Source organism: Streptomyces sp. NPDC013317 (assembly GCF_055563155.1).
In genome coordinates this window covers 45442-64262 of sequence record NZ_JBVHDX010000006.1, presented here as the reverse complement: position 1 = coordinate 64262, position 18821 = coordinate 45442, and the positions used below count along the sequence as shown (strand labels likewise).

At 72.1% G+C, this 18821-nt stretch carries 17 protein-coding genes; 13 read left to right on the top strand and 4 right to left on the bottom strand.

The annotated features are described in order from the left end of the window. The 5 genes from ACZ3IJ_RS17845 to ACZ3IJ_RS17825 all read left to right on the top strand — a co-directional run bounded on the left by ACZ3IJ_RS17845 (nucleotide 1) and on the right by ACZ3IJ_RS17825 (nucleotide 5803). Complete coding sequence (locus ACZ3IJ_RS17845) at nucleotides 1-1290, top strand: glycosyltransferase family 2 protein (protein WP_467469196.1); 1290 nt, start codon at nucleotides 1-3, stop codon at nucleotides 1288-1290. Then, complete coding sequence (locus ACZ3IJ_RS17840) at nucleotides 1287-2093, top strand: polysaccharide deacetylase family protein (protein WP_467469194.1); 807 nt, start codon at nucleotides 1287-1289, stop codon at nucleotides 2091-2093. The genes ACZ3IJ_RS17845 and ACZ3IJ_RS17840 overlap by 4 nt, the downstream gene beginning before the upstream one ends. Before the next feature lie 138 nt (nucleotides 2094-2231). Continuing rightward, nucleotides 2232-4217 (top strand): hypothetical protein, encoded by a 1986-nt coding sequence (locus ACZ3IJ_RS17835; RefSeq protein WP_467469192.1) that lies wholly within the window; start codon nucleotides 2232-2234, stop codon nucleotides 4215-4217. Between the two features lie 90 nt (nucleotides 4218-4307). Beyond that, on the top strand, nucleotides 4308-4736 hold the full coding sequence (locus ACZ3IJ_RS17830; RefSeq protein WP_467469190.1) for a hypothetical protein: 429 nt from the start codon (nucleotides 4308-4310) through the stop codon (nucleotides 4734-4736). Further along, nucleotides 4733-5803: a glycoside hydrolase family 26 protein gene (locus tag ACZ3IJ_RS17825; protein WP_467469188.1), complete on the top strand. Its 1071-nt coding sequence runs from the start codon at nucleotides 4733-4735 to the stop codon at nucleotides 5801-5803. The genes ACZ3IJ_RS17830 and ACZ3IJ_RS17825 overlap by 4 nt, the downstream gene beginning before the upstream one ends. Nucleotides 5804-5899: 96 nt before the next feature. Here ACZ3IJ_RS17825 and ACZ3IJ_RS17820 read toward each other — a convergent pair whose 3' ends face one another. The 3 genes from ACZ3IJ_RS17820 to ACZ3IJ_RS17810 form a co-directional block, all read right to left on the bottom strand. Further along, nucleotides 5900-8041: a lipopolysaccharide biosynthesis protein gene (locus ACZ3IJ_RS17820; protein ID WP_467469186.1), complete on the bottom strand. Its 2142-nt coding sequence runs from the start codon at nucleotides 8039-8041 to the stop codon at nucleotides 5900-5902. Next, nucleotides 8034-9254 (bottom strand): DegT/DnrJ/EryC1/StrS family aminotransferase, encoded by a 1221-nt coding sequence (locus ACZ3IJ_RS17815; RefSeq protein WP_467469184.1) that lies wholly within the window; start codon nucleotides 9252-9254, stop codon nucleotides 8034-8036. The genes ACZ3IJ_RS17820 and ACZ3IJ_RS17815 overlap by 8 nt, the downstream gene beginning before the upstream one ends. 176 nt (nucleotides 9255-9430) lie before the next feature. Further along, nucleotides 9431-10333 (bottom strand): RNA polymerase sigma factor SigF, encoded by a 903-nt coding sequence (locus ACZ3IJ_RS17810; protein WP_467469182.1) that lies wholly within the window; start codon nucleotides 10331-10333, stop codon nucleotides 9431-9433. A gap of 209 nt (nucleotides 10334-10542) precedes the next feature. Here ACZ3IJ_RS17810 and ACZ3IJ_RS17805 point away from each other — a divergent pair, with 209 nt between their 5' ends. From ACZ3IJ_RS17805 to ACZ3IJ_RS17775, 7 genes are all read left to right on the top strand, one after another. Next, the gene (locus ACZ3IJ_RS17805) at nucleotides 10543-10911 is read left to right on the top strand and encodes an STAS domain-containing protein (RefSeq protein WP_391801060.1); all 369 of its coding nucleotides are present in this window, start codon (nucleotides 10543-10545) and stop codon (nucleotides 10909-10911) included. A 99-nt stretch (nucleotides 10912-11010) separates the two neighbouring features. Further along, nucleotides 11011-11484 carry an ATP-binding protein gene (locus tag ACZ3IJ_RS17800; RefSeq protein WP_467469179.1) on the top strand — a complete coding sequence of 158 codons (474 nt, stop codon included), beginning with the start codon at nucleotides 11011-11013 and terminating at the stop codon, nucleotides 11482-11484. A gap of 135 nt (nucleotides 11485-11619) precedes the next feature. Further along, entirely contained in the window at nucleotides 11620-12309 is a 690-nt protein-coding gene (locus ACZ3IJ_RS17795; RefSeq protein WP_467469177.1) for a peptidase, read from the top strand. Next, entirely contained in the window at nucleotides 12309-13163 is an 855-nt protein-coding gene (locus tag ACZ3IJ_RS17790; RefSeq protein WP_467469174.1) for a COG1470 family protein, read from the top strand. Before ACZ3IJ_RS17795 ends, ACZ3IJ_RS17790 begins: the two co-directional genes overlap by 1 nt. Continuing rightward, complete coding sequence (locus tag ACZ3IJ_RS17785; protein WP_467469172.1) at nucleotides 13160-14251, top strand: hypothetical protein; 1092 nt, start codon at nucleotides 13160-13162, stop codon at nucleotides 14249-14251. The genes ACZ3IJ_RS17790 and ACZ3IJ_RS17785 overlap by 4 nt, the downstream gene beginning before the upstream one ends. 14 nt (nucleotides 14252-14265) lie before the next feature. Then, complete coding sequence (locus tag ACZ3IJ_RS17780) at nucleotides 14266-15567, top strand: hypothetical protein (protein ID WP_467469170.1); 1302 nt, start codon at nucleotides 14266-14268, stop codon at nucleotides 15565-15567. Between the two features lie 200 nt (nucleotides 15568-15767). After that, nucleotides 15768-16118 (top strand): hypothetical protein, encoded by a 351-nt coding sequence (locus ACZ3IJ_RS17775; RefSeq protein ID WP_391801066.1) that lies wholly within the window; start codon nucleotides 15768-15770, stop codon nucleotides 16116-16118. A gap of 88 nt (nucleotides 16119-16206) precedes the next feature. On the opposite strand, the gene ACZ3IJ_RS17770 is transcribed toward ACZ3IJ_RS17775, so the two are convergent. Beyond that, nucleotides 16207-17712, bottom strand: a complete 1506-nt coding sequence (locus ACZ3IJ_RS17770) for a peptide MFS transporter (protein WP_467469168.1) — start codon at nucleotides 17710-17712, stop codon at nucleotides 16207-16209. Between the two features lie 426 nt (nucleotides 17713-18138). On the opposite strand from ACZ3IJ_RS17770, the gene ACZ3IJ_RS17765 reads away from it, so the two are divergent. Beyond that, nucleotides 18139-18816 carry a response regulator transcription factor gene (locus ACZ3IJ_RS17765; protein ID WP_376446148.1) on the top strand — a complete coding sequence of 226 codons (678 nt, stop codon included), beginning with the start codon at nucleotides 18139-18141 and terminating at the stop codon, nucleotides 18814-18816. The last annotated feature ends 5 nt before the right edge of the window (nucleotides 18817-18821 follow it).

Genomic DNA, 18821 nt, shown 5'->3' with positions numbered 1-18821 from the left:
ATGCGACCACCACACGCCCTCTCCGTCGCCGACCTCGACCTCGGCTCGCCCGACGGACCCGTCCTCTCCCTGCGCCCCGCCCCCGGCGGCCCGCCGCCCGGGCCCGGGGACGTCTTCGCGCTCGTCCGGCTCCGGGGGAGGCCCGCCGCCACCGTGCTCGGGCACGTACCGGACGGGGCGGACCCGGCGGACACACTCGCCGCCCTCGCCCGCCCGCGCCTCGAGGAGACCCGACGCGAAGGGACCCGACGCGAAGGGACCCGACGCGAAGGGACCCGACGCGAGCACCCCGAGCCCCGCCTCGTCCCGCCCCGTGCGAGCGTCGTCGTCGCCACCCGCGAGCGCGCCGACCAGCTCGCCCGCGCCCTGGACTCGCTCCTCGACCAGGACCATCCCGACTACGAGATCGTCGTCGTCGACAACGCGCCCGTGACGCGCGCCACCGAAGAGCTGGTCAGGGGCGCGTACGGCGACCGCGTCAGATACGTCCGCGAGGACACCCCCGGTCTCGCCGTCGCCCACAACACCGGCCTCGCGCACACCCGCGCGGACGTCGTCGCCTTCACCGACGACGACGTCGTGGCCGACCCGCACTGGCTGACCGCCCTCAGCGCGCCCTTCGCAGCCGACCCGCGGCTCGGCTGCGTCACCGGCCTCATCCTGCCCGCCCGGCTGCGGACCCCCGCCCAGATCCTGCTGGAATCCCACGGCGGCTTCGCCAAGGGCTTCGCGCCCCGGCTGTACGACCCGGTGCGGCCGCCCGCCGACGAACCGCTCTTCCCGTTCACTGCGGGCAGCTTCGGCTCCGGGGCCAACATGGCGTTCCGGACCCGTGCCCTGGAGGCCGCGGGCGGCTTCGATCCGGCCACCGGCACCGGGACGACGGCCCGGGGCGGGGACGACCTGTACGCCTTCGTCGCCGTCCTCTCCGCCGGCTTCCGGCTCCGCTACACCGCCGACGCCCTCGTCTGGCACCACCACCGCGAGAGCTGGCAGGACGTGCGGAACCAGGCGTTCGGGTACGGCGCCGGTCTCACCGCGTACCTCACCGCCACCCTCGTCCGGCGCCCCGCCCTGCTGCCCGCGCTCCTCGCCAGGCTGCCCCGCGGGCTCGCCCACGCCAGGAACATGACCGCCAGCCGCCACGCCGAGGGCGGCGGGGTTCCCGGCGAGCACGGCACCCACACCCATCCCTGGCCTCGCAGCCTCTCCCGACTGGAGCGACGCGGCATGCTCTACGGACCGCTCGGTTACGCCAAGGCCCGCCTGCGGATGCGGGGTTCGAGATGAGCGCACCCGCCCACACCCGCATACCGGTCCTCCTCTACCACGCCGTGATGGAGGATCCGCCGGCCTGGATCGCCGAATTCACCGTCACACCGAAGGAGTTCGAGGCGCAGCTCGACGCGATCGTCGACAGCGGACGGACACCCGTCACCATCGGTGTCCTCGCCGACCACTTCACCCGGCGCGCCCCGTTACCGCCCCGGCCGGTCGTCCTCACCTTCGACGACGGCTTCGCCGACCTGCCCGGTCCGACGGCCGAGGCGCTCGCCGCCCGCGAGCTCCCCGCCACCGCGTATCTGACGACCGGCGCGATCACTCCGGGGCAGGTCTGTCTGCTGCCGCCCGCGCCGATGATGACGCTGGACCAGGTGCCTCTCCTGGAGCAGTACGGGATGGAGGTCGGGGCGCACACCGCCACCCACCCCCAGCTCGACACGCTGCCGCCGAAGGAGCTCAGGCGTGAGCTGCGCGAGCCGAAGGCCGCCCTGGAGGACGTCCTCGGACGCGAGGTCCGGCACCTGGCCTACCCGCACGGCTACAACAGTCCGGCCGTACGCCGGGCCGCCGCCACCGCCGGGTACGCCTCGGCCGTCGCCGTCCGGCACGCGCTCAGCTCCGAGACCGACCAGCGGTACCGGATCGCCCGGCTCATCGTGCGCCGCGGGCACACCGTCGCCGACGTGGAGCACTGGATGGACGGCCGGGGCGCCAAGGCGGCGCCGTACCCGGACTCGCTGCCGACGGTGGGCTGGCGGATGTACCGCAGGGCCCGGGCCCTGGTCACAGGGCCGGAGTTCGCGGGCTGACGGCGCGCTGACGGTCGGTGCGAGGCGGCTGGGATGCGGTGCGGGAGGCGGTTGGGAGGCGGTTGGGAGGCGGTCGAGGCGGCCGCCGGGCCCGATGGGCGTGACCTGATGGCGAAGAGTTCGAAGGGGAGTTCCACCGTGCAGCAGCGTGTGCCCGCACCGGCCAACGGAGGCGACGTGCCGCTTCCCCCCGCCCGGCGGCCGGAGGCGGAACCGGATGCGGAGCCGCGGACGGAGCCGCACGCGGACGCCGACCGGGAGGGCGCCGCGGACACGTCCGCGCGGAGCCGCAGACCTCGCCTCGGCCCCCGTCTGCGCCCCCGCCTCCGCATTCCTGGCCCGCAGACCGTCTTCAGCGCGCTGCCGCTGCTGGTAGCCGCTGCCCTCTGGGTGTACGCGCTCCCGCGGATCGGCTTCCGCGACATCGGCGACTACGGTCTCCTCGACCGCTTCCCGCTCGCCTTCTACGCCTCCCTCGCCGCCCTGACCTGCGGGTTCCTCGTCACCCTGCGGCGGGCAGGTACGGCCCCGTGGTGGCCGGCGGCGTACAGCGTCGCGATGCTCGTGGCGCTCAAGGCGCCGCCCGCGATCCTCTACGACTCCGTGCGCTACGCCTGGGCCTCCAAGCACGACGCCGTGATCAGCCGGCTTCTCGCCGAGGGCACGGTGTACCCGCAGCGCGATCTGTCCGGGGGGATGTCCGCGTACGACCAGTGGCCAGGGTTCTTCTCGCTCGACGCGGCGCTCGTCCGCGCCTTCGGCGTGGACTCGGCGGCCTCGTTCGTCAACTGGGCGCCCATCGCCCTGGGCGTCCTCACGCTCCCCGTCCTGCTGCTGATCTACCGCACCTTCAGCGACGACTGGCGGCTCGTGTGGACCGGGGTGTGGATCTTCCAGCTGGCGAACTGGGTCGGCCAGGACTACCTGTCCCCGCAGGGCTTCTCGTACCTCCTCTATCTGACCGTCCTCGCCGTCGTCGTCCGGCACTTCGTCCGGCCCGGCTCGGCGGGACGGCTGCGCGACCGTACGCTCCTCGACCCGGCGGCGGCCGCCGTGCCGCCGCCCACGACGCCGAAGCAGCGCGCGATCTGCGTACTGATCACCGCCCCGCTGATCGCGACCATCAACGCCTCGCACCAGCTCACACCGGTGATGCTCTGCGCGACGCTCTTCGCGCTCTGCCTCACCCGCCGCTACCGCAATGTCGGGCTTCTCGCCGTCACCGGACTGATCATGCTGGCGTGGGACCTCACCATGGGCCGGGTGCTCTTCCTGGAGACGATGAGCACCCTGAAGGACTCGGCGGGCGACCTGCTCTCCAACTCCCGCGCCGGATACGCCGGCGAGCCCACCGGGCCGGGTCCCGAACTGGTCGGCGCCGCCAACATCGTCATGGTGCTCGCCCTCGCCGTGCTCGCCGGCACGGCCGTCCTGCTGCGCCGCCGGCTCGTCCGCAGCGCGCTGCCGCTGCTGCTCGCCGCCGCGGCGCCGGTGCCCATGTTCGCCGTCAACGACTACGGCGGCGAAATGCTCTTCCGCGTCTACCTGTTCGGGCTGCCCGGCACCGCGTTCTTCGCCGCCGCCGCGCTCGTCCCGGCGGCGGGCGCGGCCGGCCGGGCGGCCAGGGTGGCCCGGCGCACGGCCGCGGTCGCGCTGCCGCTCGCCGTCACCGCCCTGCTGGCCGGCTTCCTGCCCTCGTACTACGGCAAGGAGGGCATGCACTACGCCCCGCCGGCCGAACTCGCCCTCACCGAGCGGGCCTACGACCGGGCCGGCGACGGCGCGCTGATCCTCGCCACGACGGGCTCGTTCCCGGGCGCGTACTACCGCTACGACCACTACGAGCGCTGGTTCTTCACGGAGCAGGAAATCCCCGAGAACCTGAAGATGCTGAAGGATCCGGCGGGCTATCTCGCCCGGGGGATCCCGGAGGGCCGTCCTGCCTTCGTCGTCCTCACCCCGACGCAGGAGAAGGCGGTCATCGGCGAGGGCTATCTGCCGCCCGGCAGCTTCCGCACCCTGAGCGAAGACCTGAAGCGCTCGCCGCTCTTCCGTGTGGTGGAGGAGAGCGAGCACGGGCTGGTCCTTGAGTACCGGGGCGCAGGGCCGGCCCCGACGCCCTGACGCCCCGCCACCACCCCACCGGCCCATCACTTCTCCACCCCACCACCCCACCACCCCTCCAGCCGACCGATCCACGGGAGTACGCACGCCATGGCACCCGCACACCTCCGGCTCAGAATCGGCCTCGCGGCGTCCGGCTGGCTCGCGCTCGGCGCCACAGCGCTGCCGGGCGGCTCCCCGCTGCGCTGGATCCCCGTCCTCGCCTTCGTCGCCCTCGCGCCCGGCCTCGCGCTGCTCCACCCGCAGCCGACCGGGCTGCGCCCCGGAGCCCGCCTGGAGGCGCTCGCGCTCGCAGCCCCCGTGAGCCTGTCGCTCGCGACGCTCACGGCGACCTGCCTGTTCCTTCTGGAGGGCTTCTCCACGACCACGTTCCTGGTCTCGCTCGCCGTCTTCGTCACGGTCGTCGCCGCGTTGCCCGGCGTCCCGCTGCCCGCCGCCACTCGTGGCGCCGTCGAGCGCGAGAGCACGGGCGTGCGCGTCCGCTTCCGCGCCAAACGGAAGCCCGGTGGCGGGCGATGAACCGACGCCATGCCGCGCGGCCGCCGCGCCGGGCCCCGATGACGGCGGTCGCGCTCGCCGCCGTGGGCGCGCTCGCCGCGGCGATAGGGCTCTGGAACCCCCAGAACTCCGACGACCGCTGCGTGCCCGACCGCAAGCTCGTCCTGCCGTGCGGCGGCGCGTGGTGGGGCGCGTACATCCCGTACGACGAGGACAGCTCCCTCACCAGGCCGGTGTACGCGTTCGAGCGGAAGATCGGCCGCAAGCTGGACCTGATCTACACGTACCACGACATGTCGGGGAACCCGACGGACGGCGAACTCCTCACCCCCGACGAGGTGGAACTCGGCGAGGACCGGCTGCTGATGCTGGCCTGGGAGTCCACGGTCTGGAAGGAGAAGCACCACGCGGGCTGGAGCGAGACCCAGCTCGGCTGGAAGAACTTAGCGTCGGGAAAGTACGACCGCTCGATCATCGACCCGCAGGCCCGCCGCCTCAAGGCGTACGGCAAGCGGGTCTTCTTCTCCTTCGACCAGGAGACGGACATGCGCATCAAGGAGGGCGCGGGCACCCCCGAGGAGTACGTCGCCGCCTACCGCCACCTGCGCGAACGCTTCGAGCGCCTCGGCGTCCGCAACGTCGTCTGGGTATGGACGGTCTCTGGCTACCTCGGCAACGCGGACACGATGAAGGCGCTCTACCCGGGAGACGCGTACGTCGACTGGATCGGCATGGACCAGTACAACTACTACCAGTGCCACAAGTCGCCCGACTGGCTGGACTTCGAGTCCAGCCAGCGCCCGACGTACGACTGGCTGCGCACGAACATCTCCGCCAACAAGCCGATCATGCTCGCGGAATTCGCCACCGCCCCGGACCAGGACCGCCCGAACCGTCAACGCGACTGGTACACCGCCATCCCGAAGATCGCCCCCACCCTCCCCAGGGCCAAGGCCTACGTCCACTGGAACCGCGCGGTCCCAGGCGGCCGTTCCTGCGACCTGACGGTCAACTCGGGCCCGGCCCTGGAGGGTTACAGGACCGCAGGCAAGGCCGACTACTTCCGCCAGGGCGTCCCGCACCGCTAGGCCCCTACCGTGCGGGACGAGACCTGGACGTTCGACCGTGTGGACGCCCTGGAGGGTGACGACTGGGTCGTGGTCCTGCGCAAGGTCGCCTGAGCGTCACCCGTCACCGGCGCGGCGGCGCAGGCCGCGGGTCGCCGCCGCTGTCATCGTGGCCCCGCACATCCCCAGGAGGACCGGCAGGGGTGCCGAGGCGAAGGCGTGCTGGGCCGCCCAGCCCGCCCATACCAGGACCCACACCGCGCCCGCCGTGATCCGCACGCTCGCGCCGAGGGTGCGCAGCAGGACGGCAGCGAGGGTCAGGCACAGGGCCTGGAGGACGATCGGCAGCGCCTCCAGGGCCTGGCCGGCGGGCACGAGGGCGGTGCCGGGGCCCGCCGCCGGGTCCGGGAGGATGCCGAGCAGCGGCGGCGCGGTGTGCAGGGCCAGGAACGTGGCGAGCAGGACGGTCGCGGCGAGCGCGGGCCGGACCCGGCGCTGCGACAGCACGGCGCCGTGCAGGACGACCAGCAGGATCCCGGCGGCGAGGGTCACCGGCGGCAGCGCGGCGATCAGCTCCGTACCGGACAGCCGGCCCGGGCCGAGGGTCTCCGCGCGGGCGAGCGGGATCCAGAAGAGCCCGGCCGACAGGCCGAGGAGCAGCCAGAGCCAGGTTCCCGTACCGGCCTCCCCGGACCGCGGATCCGCACGCGGCGGCTTCGGCACGGCCCGCGTATCCGCACGCGGCGACTTCGGCACGTACACCGGTAGGCCCAGCGTGGACGCCTCCCGCGGTGCCCACTCCTGCTCGGCCGCCCGCCGCGCCCAGCTGGTGCCGTACTCGATCTCCTCGCGGCCTCCCCTCAGCGCCGCCCGCAGGCCGGGCGCCGAGGCCGCCGCCATCAGCGTCATCGAGCCGAGCATCGCGAGCCCGGCGCCGGAGATGCCCACGGGCCCGAGGAGCAGCGCCGCGGAGCCGAGGACGAGCAGGCACATCGCGCCCTGGAGGACGGCGAGCGCGCCGGTGCGCCCCTGGACGCGCAGCACGCCGATGTACAGCTCGACGGCGACCCGGGGCAGCGCGGCAGCGGCGAGCAGCCGCAGGACCGTCGTGCCGTGGTCGGCGTAGTCCGGGCCGAAGGGGGCGAGGATGTAGGGCGCGAAGACCAGCAGGACGAGGACGACGGGGACGAGGAGTACCGCCATGCGCCGCAGCGCCCCGCGTACGCCCTCGGCGAGCGACTCCGGGCTGTGGGAGGCGTGCGCGGTGAGCGAGGAGGCCATGTTGATGGCCATGAACTCCATCGTGCCGCCGACGGTGTACGCGGTGTAGAAGAACGCGTTGTGCGCGGCGTCGAACCGGACGGCGACCATCACCGGCAGCAGATTGATCATGGCGAGGCTGAACAGCGCGCCGACCGAGTCCCCGGCCATGAAGCGGCCGATCTCGCGCATGGCGGGCGGCTCGCGGTCGTGGTCGGCGCGGGCCTGCCGGGGAATGAGGCGGCGGAAGACGAGCCAGCCGAGCGGGACGACGGAGAGGGCGATCGCGGCCGACCAGGACACGAAGACGCCGAGGACGGGCATCGTGGTGGCGAAGGCGGCGAGCAGGAGCAGCTTGCCGATGGAGAAGCCGGCGTTGCCCACGGGCACCCAGAAGGCGCGTCTGAGGCCGGTGAGGACGCCGTCCTGGAGGGTGAGGAGCGCCCAGCCGACGCAGGAGGCGGTGAAGAAGAGCCCGGCGGAGAGCGAGCCGAGCGGCGCGTACGAGGGGCCCCACCAGTCCAGGGTCAGCAGGAAGATCCCGCAGGCCAGGGTGACGACGACGGAGCTGACCAGGTAGATCCGCCCGACCAGCGGGCCGGTGGCGCGGCCGGCCCGGGGGACGTAGCGGACGACCGCGCCGATCATGGTCGTCGCCGTGATGGAGGCGAGCAGGCGCTGCGCGGCGATGGCGGCGGAGCCCTGTCCGACGGCCTCCTCGGAGTAGTACCGGGCGGCGACCAGCCAGAATCCGAGCCCGAGCGCGGCGGAGACGCCGGTGGAGAGCATGAGCGCGTATGCGTTGCGGAACATCGAGTCCCCGCCGGAGCCCGCGACCGCGTGGGCGACGTCGGATGCCCCGGACCCCGGGTCGGAGTCGGAGCCGGTGCCGCCGTCTCGTACCGGCTCCCGTCCGTCTCCCCGCTGCCCGTGTGGCCCCTCCTGCCCCTGCTGCCCCTCCGGCCCCTCCGGCTTGTGCAGCCGAACGGCCTCAGCCACGGTCGTCGCCGTGCCGCACCGGCCCGACGCCCGCCGCGCGCAGTGTCTCGATCACCTCGCCGGCCCGCCGTGGGTCCACCGGCAGCGCGTGGCGGGCGAACCAGGACGCCGGTTCGGGGTCGGGGGAGAGGTCGGTGAACAGCTCGCCCGCGTAGGTGTCGAGCGGCGGGTCGTAGAGGTAGCCGGTGACGATGCGGCGGCGGGCGAGCGCGGCGACGGCCGCGTCCCGGTCCTCGACGAGCAGCGGGACCCGGAAGAGCGGCTGGACCTCCCCCGGCCGCGGGTCCCCGGGTTCCGCCTCCCCGCCGGGCGTACCCCCGCCGGATGCCCATTCCGTCCTGAGCAGCCGTTCCGTTCCGGCCCGGTGCGCGGCGAGCGTGGCGTCGAGGCGGGCCAGCAGCCGTTCCGTGCGGCGCAGCCGGCCCGGACCAGGTCCGAGGCGGTAGTCGTGCATGTCGACGCGGACCCAGGAGTGGAAGGGCGTGAGCCCCGGCGCGGCGGCGAGGGCCTGCTTCAGCTCCCCGGCCCGCAGCGGCATCCGGATCTCCTCGCGCTCCTGCTGTCCGAGCAGCCGCAGCGTGGCGTGCGCGGCCTTGACCAGGCGCAGTCCCCGGACGGCGGCCTCGGCGTACGGCCGTACGAGATAGGCCAGTTCGGCGCTCGTACGGGCCGGGTGCAGCAACTCGTCGCGTGCGGCCGACATTTCACCCCGCAGGCCCGGGTCGTCGAAGGTCAGGAAGCCCCCGGTCTTCGCCCCGGTGTGCTTGGAGAGGCTGAAGACGGAGGCCTCGCCCCAGGTGCCGACGGGGCGGCCGCCGACCGTCGACCCGATGGCGTGCGCCGCGTCCTCCAGGAGCGGGATGCCCCGGGCGTCGCAGCGGGCGCGCAGTTCGGGAGCCGGGTCGGGGTTCCCGTACAGGTTGGTGGTCAGTACGGCGGAGAGCCCGCTCCAGAGGGACTCGGGCACGGCGGCCGTGTCGATCGAGCCGTCACGAGGGTCGAGCGGCGCCTGGACGGGGCGGAGCCCGGCGGCGAGGACCACGAAGAAGATCACGTCGTCGTTGACCGGCGACATCAGCACGCGGCCGCCGGGTCTGCACCAGTGGCGCAGCGCGAGATAGAGACCGAAGCGGCACGACGGCATATGGAGGCACTCTCTGCCCCCGAGCCGGCCGCGCATGCGCTCTTCCAGTTCCGCGTACGCAGAAACCATGCGATTCCCCCCTGAACCCCGGCCTCAATGTGTCCCATTCCGGGCGGCCCGTCAATAACGCGGAAGGGCCTGTCCCGAGGGGAACAGGCCCTTTCCACAAGGCTTCTGGGGGCGCGCGGGGGGAGCGGAGAACCCACTCGCCCGGGGGCGGAGAACCGCTCGCCCGGCGCGGAGGATCACTCCTCCAGGGTCAGTCCCTTGCGCAGTCGCCCCAGCGTCCGCGACAGCAGCCGGGAGACGTGCATCTGGGAGATGCCCAGCTCCTCGCCGATCTCGGACTGCGTCATGCCGGCGACGAAGCGGAGGGAGAGGATGCGCCGGTCCCTGGCCGGCAGCGAGGCGATCATCGGCTTGAGGGACTCGATGTACTCGATGCCCTCGATGCCGTGGTCCTCGTAGCCGATCCGGTCGGCGAGCGCGCCCTCGCCGTCGTCCTCGTCGGGCTGGGCGTCCAGCGAGCTCGCGGTGTACGCGTTGCTGGCGGCCATGCCTTCGACGACCTCGTCGCGGCTCAGGTGCAGCTCCTCGGCGAGTTCGCCGACGGTCGGTGCCCGGTCGAGCCGCTGGGACAGGTCGTCCCCGGCCTTGGCGAGGTCGAGGCGGAGTTCCTGGAGCCTTCGCGGGACGCGCACCGACCAGGAGGTGTCGCGGAAGAAGCGCTTGATCTCGCCGACGATCGTCGGCATCGCGAAGGTGGGGAACTCGACGCCCCTGGCCAGCTCGAAGCGGTCGATGGCCTTGATGAGACCGATCGTGCCGACCTGGATGATGTCCTCCATCGGCTCGCTGCGGGAGCGGAACCGGGAGGCGGCGAACTTGACCAGGGCGAGGTTGAGTTCGACCAGGGTGTTGCGCACGTACGCGTACTCGTGGGTGCCCTCTTCGAGGGCGTCGAGCCTGGCGAACAGGGTCTTCGACAGGGCCCGCGCGTCCAGCGCGTCGACCTGGTCGAAGGGCCCGATCTCGGCGATCTCGGCGATCTCGGGAAGTTCTGCGAGGGTGGGGGGCGGAGTTGCTTCTGCCGACGGCGCGTCGTGGGTCCGCGTGGCGTCGAGCCGGGGTGACATGGTCTCCTCCATCGTGTCTTCCTGCTGCGGTTTGCGGCGCCTCCGAGCCGGCCGTTTCGAATGTCCTCTACTAGCCCTACCCGCTCCACGCACCAGGTTGCAAGTGTCAATTGTCCGTTTTGCGACAGTATGTTGCAGTGTTTGGGTGCAAGCCTTCACCTTCCGCTTGTATGGTTCAGGCACGTCAACCGGCACCCGCGAGAGCGAGAAGAGGCACGGGCATGGACCGCCAGCACATCGGCAGTACGCAGCCAGGACGGCTGCGGGTCGAGGTCCGCACCGTGGGGGAGACCGAGATCCTCACCCCAACGGGTGAACTCGATCACCACACGGCGGAAGTGTTGCGTGCGCCACTCGACCGCGCACTGGATGCGGGCAGGTCACGACTCGTGGTCGACTGCTCACGACTCGAGTTCTGTGACTCCACGGGCCTCAACGTGCTCCTCGGGGCCCGCCTGAAAGCGGACGCCGCAGGGGGAGGCGTCCATCTGACGGGGATGCGGCCGGTGGTGGCCAGGGTCTTCGAGATCACCGGTGCGGACGTCGTCTTCACCGTGCACGAATCGCTTGCGGCGGCGCTGCCCGACTGAAGGCGGCGGGTGTCGTCGGCCGAGGATCGGGCAGAAGAGCCCCGGTTTGGTCCGTTGTCTGGTGAATCCGTCTGGTGAATCGGTGAGGTGAAAGCGCTGATGGACACTGCTGCCGGTGGCAGGGAGGTCGAGGAGTCGGTGGGTCCGGTCGTGGACACCGCCGCTCTCGAGGTACGCACGCTCGCGCTCGGCGCCACCAGCGGCACCGTTCCGCTCGCCCGCGACTTCACCAGGACCGCGCTGTACGACTGGGGCTGGCTGCCGTCCACCTCCGCCGACGCCAGAGCCGCCGCCGAGGACGTCCTGCTCGTCGTCTCCGAGCTGGTGACCAACGCGTGCCTGCACGCCGAGGGCCCCGAGACTCTGCGCGTGGTGCGCCGGGGCAAGGTCCTGCGCCTGGAGGTCGCCGACCGCGGAGCCGGCCAGCCCGCGCCCCGCACCCCGCACCGCGCCGGGCGGCCGGGCGGCCACGGCATGTTCATCGTGCAGCGCCTCTGTCTCGACTGGGGGATCGACCGCAGTGCGGGCGCCCCCGGCAAGACGGTCTGGGCCGAACTGGCCGCACCCGCCTAGCGCCCGCGTACGGATCAAGCCATCAGGGGGAGCACTTCGGTGCTCCCTTTGTCTTCCCTCCTCAACGCCCCAGGCGTACCTTGACGCGCAATCTGATAAGCCGTCAGTAACTTCGCGGTGAGGGGTGCTTGGATCGTGCCGTACCGGAGGAGAACAGCGTTCACGCTGGCAGCGGCGGTGGCGGGCTCGGCGGTCCTGGCCTCGGCCCCCGCCGCGCAGGCCGCGGTCGTCGACGTGAACTACGCGTGCGAGACGAAGATCGGGCCCAAGGGCGCGGTCTCGCCCGTCGACATCAAGGCCGTCAGGAACGGCTCCTCGTACACGATCACCATGTCCTTCGAGAAGGGCGTCTCGGACAGCCCGATCGAGCTGCCCAAGGGGGTCATGACGCCGCGCGCCGAGCTGAGGCTCGGCGGCGCCGACGAGGGGACGCTCAAGGTCAAGGGGACGCCGAACACGGCGGCCATCCCGCCCAACACCCCCATCAGGATCGGGCAGTTGACGGGTACGTACACCCCGAGGAAGAGCGGCAAGGTCACCTTCACGGCCGGGCTTCTCACCGTCCACGCGCTCGGCATGGACGCGGCCGTCTGCACCCCGAAGAACAACCCCGCACCCTCGCTCGAACTGGACGTCACGGCGCCCGGAGGATCCTCGGACACCGGCTCCGGCTCCGACTCCGGGGGTACGCAGTCCGCGAGCGGCGGCGAACTGCCGAAGACCGGCCCGCTCGACTCCGCCACCGCGCTCGGCACCCTCGGCGGCACCGTGCTGCTGACCGGCGCGGCCGGGGTGCTCTGGCTCACGCGGCGCACGGCGCGCTGATGCGTGGGGCGTGGGCCGGGACCCTCACCGCCGTCGCCGCGCTGCTCGGGGCGGTGGCGGCGGCGCCCGTGCCCGCGCCGCCGGAGTGGACGGCACAGGCCGCGGCGGGACGGCCGTACGTCTATCTCGAAGGCGCGGCGGGCAGCGTCCTCCAGGACACGCTCTCCGTGAGCAACCCGGGCGCGGAGCCGCTCACCGTACGGCTCGACGGGCAGGGCGCCCCGCTCGCCTTCGCCGTGCGGACGGTGACCGTCCCGGCGCGGACGCGGGCGGACGTGCCGTTCGCCGTCACCGTCACGGCGGACACGGCCCTCGGCGACCACCGGGGCTCGGTGACGGCCGTGGCGGGCGGACGTGAGATGCGGGTGCCGGTGCATCTGCGGGTGAACGGGCCGAGCCTCGCGGCGCTGACGGTCGAGGAGGTACGGCTCGACGACTCGGGCACCGTGCACTACACCCTGGTCAACCGGGGCAGCACGGTCCTCGCGCCGCGCCTGTCGCTGCGCGCCGACGGCGCGTTCGGGACGGTGCTCGACCGCCCGGCCAGGCCCCTCGGACGCACCCTCCGCCCCGGCGAACGGCTCGCCCGCGCCGAAGCCTGGTCCGACCCGCCCGCCCTCGACTCGGTCACCATCCGCGTCCGCGCGACGGCCCCCGGCGCCCCGGCGGTTGAGGCCCGCGCCGAGCGCGTGTTCGTCTCCGGGGGCGCGTTCGCCGCCGGCGCGGCCGTCCTGATCGCGGCGGCAGCGGCGGCGCTCGCGGCCCGAAGGCGCCGCGCCCGGGCCGTACCGGAACCCGGACTCCCTGTGGAAGAAGCCCAGTTGGTCGACGTGACGGCAGGAGCGGACCGATGAGGACGAGCGGTACGGGACGGGCGGCGGCCCGGAGCCTTCGCGCGGTGGCGGGCGTGGGACTGGTCCTCGCCGCCCTCGCGCTCTCCCTCCTGCCGGCCGCCCCCGCCGGGGCGGCCGCTCCCGGGCCGACGGTGGCGCTGTCGCAGACCGAGGGCGGCAAGGGCGGCGAGATCACCGTCAGCGGGGCCGGGTGGAAGCCGGGCGCGCTGCTCATGCTGCTGATCTGCGGTCAGGGCGAGCCGGGCAAGGGCGTCATCGGCGGCACCAACTCCTGCGCCAACACCCTCGGCCGGGCCGCCACCGTCGACGCCAAGGGCGCCTTCAGCCAGAAGATGCCGGTCGCCGAGCCGCCCAGGCCCTGCCCCTGTGTCGTGCACGTCGCCGGCGTCACGGGCCAGCAGGACGTCGTGGACGTGGCGTTCACCGTCGCCGGCCACCCGACCGCCCCGCTCCCCGACGCCTCCGGCGTCGGCAGGCTGGCCGTGCTCGCCTCCGTACGTCTCGAAGGCTCGAGCGGCGTCCTCGTCTGGTTCGGCGCGCCCGCCCGCCGCGAGGTGGTCTTCACCGTCGGCAACCTCGGCCAGACGCCGGTCAAGGACCCGGTGTTCGAGGTCGGCACGCGCCACGGCGTCTTCTCGCCGCAGTACGAGGAACGGCAGTGGCGCGGCACGATCGAGCCCGGCAAGAAGGCACAGATCAAGCTGCCCGTCGAGCTGCCGGCGGGCGCGCACGGCGACTACGAGGTGTCGGTGAGGTACGCCGGCAAGGTGCTGGTCGACCAGCCGTGGGGGGTCGGCCGCCCCTGGGGCGTGACGCTCTTCTGGCTGCTCCTCGCCGTGGTCGTCCCGGCCGCGCTCTTCCGGGCCGGCATGGCGGTGGTGGACCGGGTCCGCCCGGGCCGCCCTGGCGGCTCCGCCGGGGCCCGCGCGGGACACCGGCGCCGCCGCGCTCTCGTACGTACGCACCAATCCGGCCCCGCCCCCGAGCGGGCCGGAACCACGACGACCGCGGTCCTGCCGTGGTTCACCCCGGACTCCGCACCGTCCGCACCGTCAGAGCACAGCCCGACGACGAAGGGACACCAGTGAGCACGCAACGGAGGATGAGCGCGGCGGGAGTCGCGCTGATGCTCGGCGGCGCGGGGATCATGCTGGCCGCCAGCCCCGCTCAGGCCGCCGAGGTCGCGTACAAGACCGAGTGCATTCCGCCGTCCATCTCCGGCCTTCCGCCGGTGCAGGGCACCACGAAGGTGCAGATCACCGCGCCCGCGGAGGCGAAGGTCGGCGACGAGGTGGAGGTCGTCTGGAAGACGGTCGAGGCGGCGTCGAAGAACCCCGACATCCTCGACCTGGAGAAGGACACGGTGAAGCCGACCGGCGTCATCAAGGTCGGCGGCGCGGCGAGCGGCACGCTGAACATGGAGGGTCCGCGGCAGAACCCGCCCATCCCGAAGAACAGCCCCATGGTGCTGCCCGAGATGAAGGGGAAGCTGAAGCTGGAGAAGGCGGGCGAGATCACGCTCACACCGGACAAGTACACGATCAACGTCTCGAAGCCGATGTCGACGGACACGAAGTGTTCGCCGAAGGAGACGGTGGCGGTCGGGGCGAAGATCAAGGTGTCGGCGGGCGGCGGCTCGACGTCGGGCGGTACGACGACGAGCGGCGGTACGACGTCGGGCGGTTCGACGACGAGTGGCGGTTCGACGACGAGTGGCGGTTCGACCGCCTCCGGCGGGAGTACGTCCGGAGGAGGTGGCGGGCAGACCGACTTCACCGGCAAGGAGGTCTCGGTCCAGTTCGCCTGCCAGTCGCCGGGTCCGGCGAACATCACGTCCAAGGTGACGATCAACGCCAAGAAGAACGGCGGCTCCTACGACCTCACGGTCAAGACCGCCAAGGGCGTCATGGACAGCCCGGCTCCGCTTCCCGCGGGCGCGCTCAAGCCGTCCATGGCGGTCAAGATCGGCGGCGCCGACAGCGGCACGGTCAAGGTCGAGGGCCCGGCGAACTCCGCCCCGCTGGAGCAGGGCAAGCCGGTCGACCTGCCGGACATGAAGGGCACGTACAAGCCCGGCGCGAGCGGCAAGTCCACGCTCAGCCCCGGCACCCTGACCATCAACGTCTCGCTCGGCGGCTCGCCGATCGTGATCCCCTGTCAGGTCAAGGGTTCCGTCCAGGCGTCGCTGGAGCTCGACACCACCAAGCAGGACGGCGGCGCGGCGGGCGGCGGTGACGCCGCGGCCGGCGGCGGCTCCGGCGACGGCGGCTCGGGCGGCGGGCTCGCCGAGACGGGCGCCGAGGACGACGGCGCCCTGCGCGCCCTCGCCCTGGTCGCCGGCACGGTGATCCTGCTGGGCGGCGCGGTGTTCACCTTCACCCCGTGGGCCCGCCTGAGGCGCTGACGCGGAGTCGGCGACATCGGACGGCGATGCTCAGATGTTTCTCAGATCCCTCGGTAACGTCTTGTGATGACAGGACGTACGTGATTGGTTTCTGAGCGTTCGCCGAAGTGAAGGCGTGCAACGTACGAACCTGCTTGACCAGCAGGTGAACGACATGTCGGGCCCTCGTTCGGGGGCCCGACATGCAGAAAGGAACGCACATGCGCTGGGGGAAGAAGTTCGCCGCGGGAGCACTCTCGGTGATGATGGGCGCAGCCGGGGCCGGTCTTGTCACCGCCGCTCCGGCCCAGGCGGCCGCCAAGTACAGCTGCAAGGCGTACGCGAGCATGGACAAGCTGGGCCGCCCCACGGCCTATTCGACCTGCAAGGCCGGAAGCGGCAAGGCGGTCAAGCAGCACCGTGTGGTCATCAAGTGCGACCAGGTCCAGGGGGCCCGTGAGCACGTGATGACGTGGACGCTCTACGGCCCCTGGGTCGGACCGGGGCAGAAGTCGAACGTCCGGTGTGGCACGAAGAACTTCCTGCGCGGCTTCAGCGCGCAGACGAAGTAGCGCGTCGGGGGCGGCTCGTCCCCGACCGAGAAAGGGTCTGGCCCGGCACACGTGAGGTGTGCCGGGCCAGACCCTTGTGCGACGGACGTCAGCGCACGTCGCCCATGAGGGCGCGGATCTTCTTGCCGGCCGTCATGAACGCCAGGCCCGCTGCGACGGCGATGACCGCCCACAGGGAGTAGTACATGGCGTCGCCCAGCGGCTCGTTGAGCTTGGTGGTCCAGCCGTTCAGGGCGTTGCCCGTCGCCGTCGCCAGGAACCACAGACCCATGATCTGGCCCACGAACTGCTTCGGCGCCAGCTTCGTCGACAGCGACAGGCCGACCGGCGAGAGGCACATCTCGCCGATGGTCTGGACGAGGTAGACGCTCAGCAGCCAGAAGACGGTGACCTTGCCGGTGTCGCTGTTGGCCGCGGCGGCACCCGCGAGGCCCATGATGGCGAACGAGCCGCCGATGAGGAGCATCGCGAGGGCGAACTTCATCGGGGCGCTCGGCTCACGGTTGCGCTTGGCGAGCTTGACCCACAGCGCGGCGAAGAGCGGCGCCAGGATGATGACCATCGCCGGGTTCACCGACTGGTACCAGGAGGCCGGGAACTCCCAGCCGCCGATCAGACGGTCGGTCTTGTTGTCCGCGAAGAGCGTGAGCAGCGAGCCCGACTGGTCGTAGATCATCCAGAACAGGACCGCCGTGGCGAAGAACCAGGCGAAGGCCTTGATCTTGGGCTTGTCCGCGGCGCCGAGGGCCGGGTTCCGGTACATCGCGACGAAGTACACGACCGGCACGACGATGCCGAGGACCGCGAGCACGTTCACGATGTGCTCGATGTCGTACGTGCCCAGCACGATGTCCACCAGGAGGGCGCCGACGGCCAGTCCGCCCCACAGCAGGACCTTGCGCAGCGCGCTCCGCTTCTCCTCGGGCGTCGCCGGGGTGCCCGGGTTCTTGCCCACGTCGCCGAGGTGACGGGAGCCGACGATGTACTGCGCGACGGCGAGCGTCATGCCGAGACCGGCGACGGCGAAGCCGAGGTGCCAGTTGACGTTCTCACCCAGGTAGCCGACGACCAGCGGAGCGGCCATGCCGCCGATGTTGATCGCCATGTAGAAGAGCGTGAAGCCGGCGTCGCGGCGGGCGCTCGGCTGGCCCTCGTAGAGGCCGCCGACCATGGCCGAGATGTTCGGCTTCAGCAGACCCGTACCGGCGGCGATGAGCGCGAGGCCCGCGAAGAACGCCGTGTCCGACGGAATGGCCAGGGTGAAGTGGCCCAGGGCGATGACGATGCCGCCGACGAGGACCGCCTTGCGCGCGCCCCAGAGTCGGTCGGCCACCCAGCCGCCGGGCATCGCGGCCATGTAGACGACCGCGTTGTACACGCCGTAGATGGAGGCGGCCAGCGCCTCACGACCCTCCAGAGGGCCGTCGAGCACACCCGCGACCAGGTAGAGGACGAGGATGCCGCGCATTCCGTACCAGGAGAAGCGCTCCCACATCTCGGTCATGAAGAGAGTGGCCAGGCCGCGGGGGTGGCCGAAGAAGGTCTTCTCGGAACCAGGGGTTCCGGTGGAATCCTTCGTCAGGCTGGACGCCATGTCGATCCTTGCTCTGTCGGGACGCGCGCCTTGTGAGCGTGGTGCGCCCGGTGGGGGAGGCCGGCACCGGCTGGAGTGTTCGTACTCCACCGGGATCCACGCCCCGCGACGCCGTATCGCGCCACGGAACCCGGCCCACAGGTCGTTCACCGTCTCGAGGTCGGCCGTGCCGACCTCGTGCAGAAAAGAGACCCTTGGCGCGCTTAGCGAGCCAAAGGTCCCCGATTACCGCTACAGACGTCTCGCCACCATACGACACGACAGTGCCGGATATGGAAGGACTTGAGAGATGGATCACAGGTGACGAAGGAACCAACGGGCCCTATTCGAAGGTCATGTGCAGATTACTTGCCTTGATCCGCAGGCTGCCCCGGGACCCTGTGGATCATGCCCCTCGGTGTCCACCGTGCGGACTACCATCACTCCATGACCCGTGTACTGCTCGCCGAGGACGACGCATCCATCTCGGAGCCGCTGGCTCGCGCGCTGCGCAGAGAGGGATACGAGGTCGAGGTGCGGGAGGACGGACCGACCGCGCTCGACGCCGGACTCCAGGGCGGCGTCGACCTCGTGGTGCTCGATCTCGGGCTGCCCGGCATGGACGGCCTGGAGGTCGCCCGGCGCCTGCGCGCCGAGGGCCACACGGTTCCGATCCTGGTCCTGACGGCCCGCGCGGACGAGGTCGACACCGTGGTCGGGCTCGACGCGGGCGCCGACGACTACGTGACGAAGCCGTTCCGCCTCGCCGAACTCCTCGCCCGCGTCCGGGCCCTGCTCCGGCGCGGCGCCACGGAGCCCGCGGTCGCCCCCGCGACGCACGGCGTCCGGATCGACGTCGAGTCGCACCGCGCCTGGATGGGCGACGAGGAGCTCCAGCTCACGGCGAAGGAGTTCGACCTCCTGCGGGTCCTCGTCCGCGACGCCGGCCGGGTGGTCACCCGCGACCAGCTGATGCGGGAGGTCTGGGACACCACGTGGTGGTCCTCGACGAAGACCCTGGACATGCACATCTCCTGGCTCCGCAAGAAGCTCGGCGACGACGCGGCGAACCCCCGCTACATCGCGACCGTCCGCGGCGTCGGCTTCCGCTTCGAGAAGAGCTAGGCGGT